This window comes from Pedobacter sp. PACM 27299, assembly GCF_001412655.1.
Lineage (GTDB): Bacteria > Bacteroidota > Bacteroidia > Sphingobacteriales > Sphingobacteriaceae > Pedobacter.
This window is the reverse complement of sequence record NZ_CP012996.1, coordinates 63,240-74,674: the sequence shown is the minus strand read 5'-3', so window position 1 is coordinate 74,674 and position 11,435 is coordinate 63,240. Positions and strand designations below refer to the sequence as shown.

General features: G+C 42.0%; 5 protein-coding genes. All 5 read left to right on the top strand.

The annotated features are described in order from the left end of the window. Positions 1-152: 152 nt before the first annotated feature. Positions 153-872, top strand: coding sequence for a DUF4397 domain-containing protein (locus AQ505_RS00180; RefSeq protein WP_062546310.1), 720 nt, complete (start codon positions 153-155; stop codon positions 870-872). A 188-nt stretch (positions 873-1,060) separates the two neighbouring features. Beyond that, positions 1,061-1,630 carry an RNA polymerase sigma factor gene (locus AQ505_RS00175; RefSeq protein WP_062546309.1) on the top strand — a complete coding sequence of 190 codons (570 nt, stop codon included), beginning with the start codon at positions 1,061-1,063 and terminating at the stop codon, positions 1,628-1,630. A 64-nt stretch (positions 1,631-1,694) separates the two neighbouring features. After that, positions 1,695-3,185, top strand: coding sequence for a hypothetical protein (locus AQ505_RS00170; RefSeq protein ID WP_157262157.1), 1,491 nt, complete (start codon positions 1,695-1,697; stop codon positions 3,183-3,185). Positions 3,186-3,314: 129 nt separating this feature from the next. After that, positions 3,315-5,441: a M3 family metallopeptidase gene (locus AQ505_RS00165; RefSeq protein WP_062550828.1), complete on the top strand. Its 2,127-nt coding sequence runs from the start codon at positions 3,315-3,317 to the stop codon at positions 5,439-5,441. Positions 5,442-5,903: 462 nt separating this feature from the next. Next, positions 5,904-11,426, top strand: a complete 5,523-nt coding sequence (locus AQ505_RS00160) for a beta strand repeat-containing protein (protein WP_062546307.1) — start codon at positions 5,904-5,906, stop codon at positions 11,424-11,426. Positions 11,427-11,435 lie beyond the last annotated feature (9 nt).

Sequence of the window (11,435 nt, the reverse complement as noted above, 5' to 3'; positions counted from 1 at the left end):
TTTTTAAAAGAAGATGGAACCCCGCTGCAGCAATGCAGCGGGGTTTTTTATTTTATTTTTATGGAGGTTGTAGCGTTTTTAAAATGACCTCCGTTTTATAAGGAAAAGGCTAAAGGCCAATAATTAACCATTCAAACAAAAAAAAAATTATTATGAGAGTTTCAAACCATTTAAGAACAATATCTAAGACTTTTGTTGCTGCCGTTGCAGTATCAGTTGTGTTTTCAGCTTGCTCAAAAAAGTTTGATGGCGGAGAGCCAATTGAGCTTGCAGCTTTAACCATTGTTCATGCTGGTCCAGATGCTAAAGAACTTGATTTCATTGTAGGCGGACAAAGAGCAAACAATGACGGGCCATTTAAATATGGCTTTAAACTAGGTTACCTGGGATTGTATCCTGGTGTGAGTACGATTGCCATCACGGAAAGAGGAAAAACAACTTTCTTACTGACAAAAAATGAATTGTACAAATCAGGTCAGTTCTACAGTACTTTCCTGTTGGATACTGGAAGTAAAAGATCATTCCTGACAATCAATGACAAGTTAGATAGTATCAAAGCGAACGACAATGCCAAAGTTCGTTTCATCAACTTAAGTCCGGATGCACCAACTTTAGATTTAGCCATTACGGGTTCAGCAACAGATATCGCCAGCAATAAAGCATTTAAAGAGTATAGTCTCTTTACTGATGTAACACCAGGAGCAAGTGTAGCATTGGAGGTAAAAGACCATACGACTAAAGCCGTTAAAGCAACACTTCCTGCCATGAAGCTGGAAAAAGGTAAATTTTATACCGTTTGGGCAAAAGGATTTAAAGACAAAGCCGATACCGATTCTTTGAAATTTAAAGCAGCAGTTTACTCTGCAAAATAATACACCATTAGCTTTGGCCCGTTTATGGGCCGGCTTCTAAAAGAGTTAATTTGGAAATGCGTAAATTAGCCTTTCCAGGAATAATTCCTGTTTTAGAAGATGTTCGGAGGAAAGGAGTTTTTAGTAAGCTTCCTTTCCTCTGTACAATGTAGAAGAAATTAAAAAATCCTTAATGGTGTTAGAAAAGAATGCTCAAGTTTGAGGACGTTTTAGCTGGATGTTTGAAAAATGACAATAAATGCAAGGAGGTGGTTTATAAATCATTTTATGGGTATTTAATGGCCGTTATTTTAAGATATGTCAACGACCGTCATGATGCTGAAGAGCTGATCAACGACTGCTTCATTAAGGTTTTTAAAAGTTTAGGGCAGTTTGGGGCGCCCAGCGACCCGGAACAATTACAAAAAGCATTTAAAGGATGGGCCGCCAGGATTTCTTCCCGTACAGCGATCGATTTTTTACGCAGCAAGAAGACCTTTTTATACGTAGATGATATGGAGGAGCCGCCACAGCCAATCACAGACTTAAATGCCATTTCTCAACTCCATGTACAAGACATTATGAGACTATTGAATCAATTACCGGAAACGCATAAATTGATTTTCAATATGTATGAATTGGAGGGCTTTTCTCATGAGGAGATTTCTAAACTATTAAAAATACCGGAAAGTTCTAGTCGGGTGTACCTGACCAGAGCAAAGAACAAATTAAGAATACTGTATTCGAAATCACTAATCACTGATTTTGAACCAAATTAAAAGGCGCGCGCGAAAGGAATAACAGGGGATGAACGGGGAAAATGACCTAAATAAAAATATAAGAATGAAACCGAATGAACATATAAAGTTACCTGATGATGAGCTGATCGCTCACATTAAGGAGCAATTATTGGCTCATGAGGAAGACTATGCTCCCGGAGCATGGGAAAATTTCAATTCCGAAAAGCCCGCCAAAAAACGAGGTGTATTCTTCTGGTTCGGAAGTTTAAGCAGCGCTGCCGCATTGATCCTGATCGGCTTTGCCATATTTTTAGTAAATGAGAGAAAAGAAGGGCCTAAACCGTCAGTATTGACGCGAAATAAGGCCGTGAATCAAGATATAAAATTACCAGGAGCAGGATCAGCTGAAACGATGAAGCCTGCTGAATTTGCAGAGGAAAAAGAAAAAACAGGACCGGCTAAAGTCAGAGAGACTGTCGCAGGGCAAAAACCTGGGGCAATTCATCCGGTTGGCCCAGTTCATTCGGACCATTTAGTTAGTAATCCCCCCTTAATAGCGGGGCTTTCCAATCCTACTGCTCCAAAACAAAATGGCTCTGTTAGTATTTCACAGCATCTTGCCGCGAGAGACAAAGATGTAAGTGAAAATAAGGGGCTAAATGAAAACAGGAGTTTAATTGGAGGCAAGGGTTTAAAAAAGGAAAATGCAGCGGTAGTCAATACTAAAATTCCAGAGGAGCAGCAGACAGTCAATACGGCAGTTGCCGGACTGAACAATTCCAGTATGTCGCCTGCAAAAGATAAAACCGCTGAAGCTACCTTACCGAAAACTCCGACAGTTGTTCAAAAACAAAGTCTGGAAGAATTTTTAGCACAGGAATCCAAAAATGGCAATGCCCGCGGAATGAGAAATACAGGTAATCAAAGGGGATTAGCTATACAAGATGACAAATGGGAGATGGGCGTGATGGTTGCCCCTTCTTTTGGCAGCAGCAAGAAATTGAATATGGGCTATGGAGTCAGTATGGCCTATGCTTTGAGTAAAAAGGTATCCATCAATTCAGGAATTTCCTACAATGAAATGGGAGCCTCAAGAAATGCGGCCTCTTCGGGTGGAGGGGAGCAAAATTCGCCCAATGCTTTTAGTGGTGGATTCCCCAGCAACAGCAAACAGCTGCAATCTGTAGATGCCAGTCTGCAGGGGATAGATATTCCTTTGGAAATTAGCTACCGCCTAAGTAAAAGTCTATATGCAAATGTGGGGATATCCGCTTTTGCTGTTCTGAATCAAAAAAGAAAAAACATCTTTTTGGAAAGTCAGGTGCAGGATAGCCCTATGGATCCAGCAAATGCTTCCTTTGCGTTTAAGTCCAATGTGTTGAGCACCACGATAATAGAAGAAAAGCAATCCTCTGATGAGCTTAAAACTGATCCTTATCTTGGGTTCTATAACTTTTCTTTGGGTTATAAGCAGCGGATCTCCCGAGGCAAATCGGTTTCTTTAGAGCCATTTTTAAAGCTCCCGATTAAAGAGTTTACGCAAGAAAATCTATACTTGATCGGAACAGGTTTAAGGGTTAAATTCGATTTTTAAATATTTTTATCTCTATTTTGTTGCAACAATGATACATTTTAAGAAGGGCATCAGCATTTTTAAAATTATCTTTGTGAGGACCTGGATTGCCAGGATTTTGAGGTAGATGAATAAATTTTGATGAAAAAGATGAACTTAAAAAAAGGAATCCCTTCTATGCTTTTAGTTTGCGGTATGCTGCTGGTAACCGATAAAACAGCATTAGGGCAAAGCACAAATCCATTTATGGAAACGTATAACACTCCTTATGGAGTGCCACCATTTAATAAAATTACCAATGCTCATTTTATTCCAGCCTTCCAGGAAGGAATGAAACAGCAGCAGCAAGCAGTTGCCGCAATTTATAAACAACGCTCAGTGCCAACTTTTGTAAATACAATTGTGGCTTTGGAAGAAAGCGGCAAATTATTGTCTAAAGTAAGTACGGTTTTCTTTAACCTGAGTTCTGCAAATACATCTCCTGAATTAGAGAAAATTGCACAGCAGATGGCTCCGGAATTGTCTAAACACAGTGACGATATTTATTTGAACTCTGAATTGTTTAAAAGAGTAAAAGCCGTATACGATAAACGTACTGCCTCAAAACTGAGCGCAGAACAACAGCGCTTGCTGGAGAAAACTTATAAAGCTTTTGTGAGAAGCGGTGCCAATTTAAATGAAGCACAGCAGCAGCAAATGAGAGCGATCAATAAAGAGTTTTCTTTACTGACCTTAAACTTCGGGCAGCATTTGCTGGCTGAGGTGAATGCTTACGAATTGATCATCGACAATCAGGCAGATCTTGCCGGTTTGCCGGAATCGGTAAAAGCCGCTGCAGCAGCTTCGGCAAAGCAAGCAGGGAAAGAAGGAAAATGGAGATTTACACTGCACACACCAAGTGTAACGCCTTTCCTTCAGTATTCGGAAAACCGTGCCCTTCGCGAAAAAATGTACAATGCTTATATCAACCGCGCCAATCATGATGATGAGAATGATAACAAAAAGATCATTTCCCGTATCGTGGCTTTGCGTGCAGAGAAAGCCGCATTATTAGGCTATAACAGCCATGCTGATTTTGTACTGGAAGAAAGTATGGCAAAATCTCCTAAAGAGGCTTATGACTTGTTAAATGGTCTTTGGGATGCCGCTTTACCAGTTGCAAAGCAGGAAGCTGCAGATATGCAGAAAGTGATGGACAAAGAGGGGCGCAATGAGCAATTGGAAGCCTGGGATTGGGCACATTATGCAGATAAAGTGCGTAAAGAAAGATACAATTATGATGCAGAAGCATTACGTCCATATTTCCAGATTGACAATGTAAGAGAAGGATTTTTTAAGGTGGTCAACAAACTGTATGGCATTACTTTTACCTTACTTCCAGAAGTTCCGGTATACCATAAAGACGTTTCTGCTTATCAGGTGAAAGAAGCTGATGGAAGCCATATCGGCGTTATTTACATGGATTTCTTTACCCGCAGCTCTAAACGCGGCGGTGCATGGATGACTTCTTATGCTACTCAATCTTATGAAAATGGCAAACGTGTAGCTCCGGTAGTTTCTATCGTTTGTAATTTCTCAGGACCTAACGGTGATGAACCGGCTTTGTTTACGGCAGATGAGGTGACTACCTTCTACCATGAAATGGGACACGCACTGCATGGCCTATTGTCGAATGTGAAATACAGAAGTCTGGCTGGAACGTCTGTTCCCCGCGACTTTGTAGAGCTGCCTTCTCAGGTGATGGAGCATTTTGCTTTTGAACCAGAAGTACTTCAGTTTTATGCTAAACATTATAAAACAGGTGCAATTGTTCCTCAGGAATTGATCGACCGCATGAAAAATGCCTCGAAATTTAACCAGGGTTTCGAAACCGTAGAATACCTTGCGGCCTCTTTGCTGGATATGGGATTCCATACTGTTCCAGCCGGCAAAGCAGTAAATGCAACGGAATTTGAAAGTTCGGAAATGAATAAATATGGCTTGATCAAGCAAATTGCGCCTCGCTACCGCAGCACTTATTTCCAGCATATCTTCGCTTCTGGATACTCAGCAGGCTATTACAGCTATATCTGGTCGGCAGTATTGGATAGTGATGCTTTCGCTGCCTTCAAGGAAAGTGGAAATATCTTCAATCCGGAAGTGGCCAATTCTTTCCGTAAAAACGTATTGGAAAAAGGGGGAACTGTAGAGCCAATGGATTTATATAAAGCCTTTAGAGGTAAAGAACCAAACATGAAATATTTGCTAAAAGATAGAGGGCTGGACAAAGCACTTTAACCCAGGATTTATTTTTTTGTAATCTGGAGTGCATTCCATTGCTGCTCCATCAAAGTAAAATGACCAACATCTTCGAATTTGACGATGTTGGTCATTTTTTTTCTCCTCTTTTATTTTTTTAAAAAGCTAGTCTTTTAGTCCTAAAGGCAGTTTAAAATTCAAATTCTAAGAATCGCTCATAATTTTAGCTAACTTATTCTAAGTTATTGATTTAGCTATCCTTTTTTTTACTAAAACCGCCAGTGATTTTATTGTGAAGCAAACTTTATTTTATAGCTTTGCTACTGGGTTGATTTTGTTATTTAAACCATCAATAAAGCAATATTAATTTGGTTCTTTTTACAGATTTTTTCTTAAAAAGGCCATTAAGTATAATTTTCTTTCTTTGGTGGAAAGCGATTAAAACATTTTGCCCCACACATATTGAATCTTAATTTTTTCAAGAAGAAATCCCTTTGTCGAATGATGCGTACTTCCCTTTTTAAGGCCATTACTTTTTCTACCCTATTCTTTTCCGCTCTTCAAATTACCGCTCAAACAAAAATTTATGTGAATGTCGCTGCCACAGGTTCAAATACCGGTGCGGATTGGAACAATGCCTATACGGACTTGCTCAATGCAATTACTAAAGCGGCCACCGGAAATGAAATCTGGGTGGCGAAAGGAACTTATAGCCCTGGGACAGCAGCAGCCTCTACATTTACGCTGAAAGCGGGCGTTAAAATGTACGGCGGTTTTGCAGGAACCGAGAACTTACTGACACAGCGTATCGCAAATCCGGAGAGCTTATTCACGGTTAACGAAAGTATTTTGACGGGTAGTAATGTCAATAACCATGTGGTCAGCAATATTGCAAATGTCCCTAAAGAAACGATTTTAGATGGATTTACCATTACTGGAGGAAGAACAGTAAATAGCAATAGTTCGAATGTTGCGAACAGGGGGGCGGGTGTCTACAATACTGCGGGATCTGCCGTCTTCCAAAATCTATGGATTAAAGATAATATCGCCAGCAATTATGGCGCTGGATTTTTTAATAGTGGAACGCCGGCTTACCTCAATCTCCTCCTGGAGAATAACAGCTTTTATAATGCTGCATTCAGTTTCACCTTTGGTGCAGGAATGTATAATTCCGGCTCAGCAGTTTTCAGAAATGTTTCTTTTGTCAATAACATCGGGGCGAGCTCTGGTGGCGGCCTATATAATACCGTGGTAGCTACACTGGAAGATAATGTCTTTAAAAACAATACTGCTACTATTAATGGAGGAGCACTAGCCAGTACAGGCGCTCTGACTTTAGATCGGGTTAGTTTTATACAAAACACTGCTGGTCAGCAAGGAGGAGCCATTTATTCTACAGGTGGAATATCGCTTCGGAATTCCATATTTAGTAGAAACCGGGTAACAGGATTGGCTTCAACCCATCTTGGAGGGGCCGTTTATGGAGTGACAACGGCGATGAATATCTTTAACTGCAGCTTTAGCAATAACTCTATTGCTTATGTGATTGCAGACAATAATACTTACGGAGGGGCTTTAAATGCTGCGGTAGCCTCAAATGTTTACAATAGTATTTTCTGGGGAAATAAAAGAGGAAACAATGTAGAAGATCAGGTTGGTGGCGTAAGAATCACGATGGAACGCAGTATTGTTCAAAACAATTACTTGTATGGGCTAAACAATATCATCGCCAATCCTGATTTTATGAATGCAGAGCTCGATGATCTTCGGTTGAAAAATGGGTCCATAGCAATTGATGCTGGAGACAATTCCAAACAAAACGGAACATCGGATGCAGCAGGAAATGCAAGGTTAGCTGGGCCTAATATAGACCTTGGGGCATTGGAAAATCCTTCGGGAATGTCGGCCACATTAGATATCCTGCCAGCAGCAATCGGTGTTCAGCAACGTGGATTGCCTTTTAATCAATTGCTGAGTATCAATGGAGGCAGTGCCAGCAATTGGGAGGTTACCTTTGGGGCATTGCCTCCCGGAATTTCTTTAAATCCTCAAACCGGGCAGCTTTCTGGAATTCCAACCATCGCCGGAAATTATCTGGCCGTGATCAAAGCCAGTAAGGGAAGCCTGACTGGGAGCCGGCAATATAATTTTACAATTAGTGCCGGAGCTGCAAGATTGCACGTCAACGCATCGGCAACTGGCCTGAATAATGGGGTAGACTGGGCAAATGGATACACCAGGCTGCAAACTGCCCTGGCGCTTGCTAAAGATGGAGACGAAATTTGGGTAGCTAAAGGAAAATACAGCCCATTTTTACATGCTGATTCTACTTTTTCCATGGTCTCAGGTGTAAAAATGTACGGAGGTTTTGCAGGTACGGAGACGGTTTTGAGTCAGCGACTGGCAGATGAATCTGGCAGATTTACCCGTAATGAGGCTATTTTAACTGGAAATGGAATCAACAAGCATGTGGTCTATAATACCATCGCCTTATCATTAAACACCTTAATGGACGGTTTTACCGTATCGGAAGGTAATGCAAATTCCACCTCAACAAGTGGACATGGCGCAGGAATATACAATGGTGCTTCGGTGGGGAATGCGATCTTCAACAACCTGGTCATTAAAAATAACAACGCCAATATTTTTGGTGGAGGGATGTTTAATGCAGCTGTTGGGTTAAAACTCACGAATGTCCTTTTTGAGAACAACCAGGTAGTCAATGGAACCAGGTATGGTGGTGGATTGTACAATACAGGGATTGGTGCGAGTCTGAACCAAGTGGTTTTCAAAAATAACGCCGCAATACTAGGAGGGGGTCTCTATAATAATGTCACAAAAGTGACCCTGGATAATGTGAGTTTTGAAGGAAATACAGCAACGACAATAGGTGGAGGCTTACATAATATTTCTGAAGTGACGCTGACAGACGTCGTCTTTAAAAACAACAGTGCAAAGACTAATGGTGGTGGACTTTACAGTTTGCTTATCGCAACACTTGACCGCGTATCCTTTCTGGAAAATACAGCAGAGCAAAAAGGCGGGGGACTGTATGTACTGGGTACGAATGTCCTGCGCAATGTTATCCTTAGTAAAAATAATGTAACCGGTACAACAGCAGGTTATAATGGTGGGGGAATGTTTGTGGAAGGTGGGACAACTACGATTCAAAGCAGCACATTCAGTCAGAATACGCTAGCCAGCACCGCTGTAGAAGGTACATTTGTTGGTGCCGGTTTATGGGCGGCACCTGCTTCAGTAAGCATTCACAACAGTATTTTCTGGGGTAATAAAAGAGGTAATGACGTTGCGGATCAGATTGGAGGAGCTGTACTTAAAGATATGGCCAATAACCTGGTTCAGAACAACTACGGCTCTGGCACAAATAACCTGATTGCTAATCCTGACTTTGAAAACCCGGAACAGCATGACCTCCGGCTAAAAAACGGTTCTATTGCGTTGGATGCCGGTAATAATTTAAAGGTGGTTACGGCTACCGATTTTGCTGGAAATACCAGGATTGTTAATGGAACGGTTGACCTGGGGGCATTGGAAAATCCGCTAGGGATGACTGGCTCTTTAACCATCATGCCTGCTGCGATAAATGCGCAGATTCGTGGAGCTGTTTTTCAGCAGGAGCTGACGCTTACTGGTGGTTCTGGTGCTGTAACCTGGTCCCTGCTGGTAGGAGATTTACCTTCAGGAGTTAGCTTTGATGTTAAAACAGGGAAGTTAAGCGGTATCCCAACAATTGCCGGAACTTATGTTTTCGTGGTTAGGGCATTACAGGGAAATAAAATAGGAACCCGCCAATATACGATCGTTGTGAATGCCGGTTTAACAAGGTTACACGTGAATGCGGCGGCGACTGGTGATGACAATGGAATCGACTGGGGCAATGGTTTTACCGATTTGCAAGCCGCATTGGCCATTGCTAAAGATGGGGATGAAATCTGGATGGCTAAAGGTAAATATAGTCCGGGAGCAGGGCCTAAAGCAACGTTCTCTCTGGTTTCTGGCGTAAAGCTGTATGGCGGTTTTGCAGGGACAGAGACAGATTTGACGCAGCGGGTACCAGATGCTTCAGGCAGGTTTACGACCAACGAAACGGTACTTCATGGAAACGATATCAACAGACATGTTGTTTTCAATAATACGCTCCTTTCTCCAAATACTTTAATGGATGGATTAACCATTACTGCCGGTTTTGCAGACAGTACCAGGCTTGACGGTTATGGTGCGGGGATCTATAATGGTGCAGCCGTAATGAATGGGACGTATAACAATCTGGTCATCAAAAATAACAGAGCGCACATCTATGGAGGGGGGATGTACAATGCTTCCCCAGGTTTGAAAATGACCAATGTCCTTTTTGAAAATAATGAAGTGACCAATACCACCAGATATGGCGGAGGCTTATTCAATACAGGATCAAATGCGATCTTAAATCAGGTGACGTTTAAAAATAATAAAGCCATTATTGGTGGAGGTGTATATAACAACGTCGCGAATGTGAAGTTGAACGATGTTAGGTTTGAAGGAAATACAGCCAGTACGACTGGTGGGGGACTACATTCTATTGCAGAAATCATCATTGACAGAGCGAGTTTCCTCGAAAATACAGCAGATCAAAAAGGGGCTGGTATTTTTGCTTACGGGCTAATTACGATACGAAATGCGGTGTTTAGCAAAAATCGAATCACAGGAATTTTAGCGGCCTCTAATGGGGCAGGGGTGTATGTAGAAAGCAGCACCACCGCAACGATTCAGAACAGTACTTTCAGTAACAACACGGTTGCGGTAACGAGTTTACCAGGCACCTTTCTTGGCGCCGGTTTATGGGCCGCACCCACTACGGTAAATGTCTACAATAGCATTTTCTGGGGAAATAAACGAGGAGGAAATGTAGAAGATCAGATCGGTGGAGCGGTGCTTAAAAACATGGCCAATAACATCGTTCAGAACAACTATAGCTCTGGGACAAATAACCTGATTGGGAACCCTGATTTTGAAAACCCGGAACAGCATGACCTGCGATTAAAAAATGGGTCCATTGCCATAGATGCCGGGAACAATCAGGAAGTCGTTGGCACAACAGATTTAGCCGGAAATACCAGGATCATCAATGGGATCGTAGACCTTGGGGCATTGGAAAATCTACTGGGAACTCCAGGTTCTTTAACCATCCTTCCGGCAACATTAACGCCGATGACCAGAGGAGCGGTTCTGGAGCAGCAATTTAGTTTAAGCAATAGCCCTGGGGCAGTCGCCTGGTCATTATTCACAGGAGCACTGCCTTTAGGATTGACATTAAATACGCAAACAGGTGTGATCAGCGGAATTCCGATGATCGCCGGGAACTACATTTTTGTATTGCGTGCGGTTCAGGGAACTAAAGTTGGAACCAGACAATATAACATCATTGTTAATCCAGGAGCCACGAGGTTACATGTAAACCTGACTGCTACAGGAATTAATAATGGAGTAGATTGGAAAAATGGTTTCGTCAAGTTGCAAAGCGCATTGACACTCGCAAAAGATGGGGATGAGATTTGGGTGGCTAAGGGAAAATACCTCCCTGTTGCAGAGCTGGATTCTTCGTTTTATATGGTTTCCGGAGTAAAGATGTACGGTGGATTTGCGGGCACAGAAACGAGTACCACAGGGCGTGTTACTGATGCAAATGGTAAGTTTACCCTTCACGAGACCGAATTGAGCGGAAACGATTTCAACCGCCGTGTAGTTAACAACACGACATTTTTAGGGGTAGAAACCTTACTGGATGGTTTTACCATTTCGGGAGGATATACCAATGCTTCCGGAGCGGGTATTAACCACCTTGCGGCAGCAGCGAACGGAACTTTCAGGAACCTGATCATTAAAAAGAATAAAGGGGCTCAATATGGAGCAGGCTTTTATAACCTTGCCCCAGGAACAAAAATAGACAATGTCCTTTTGAAGATAACATCCTGCTCACAGGTAATCGTTATGGTGCCGGGCTCTATAATACAGGGGCAAATCTAGTGCTGAATA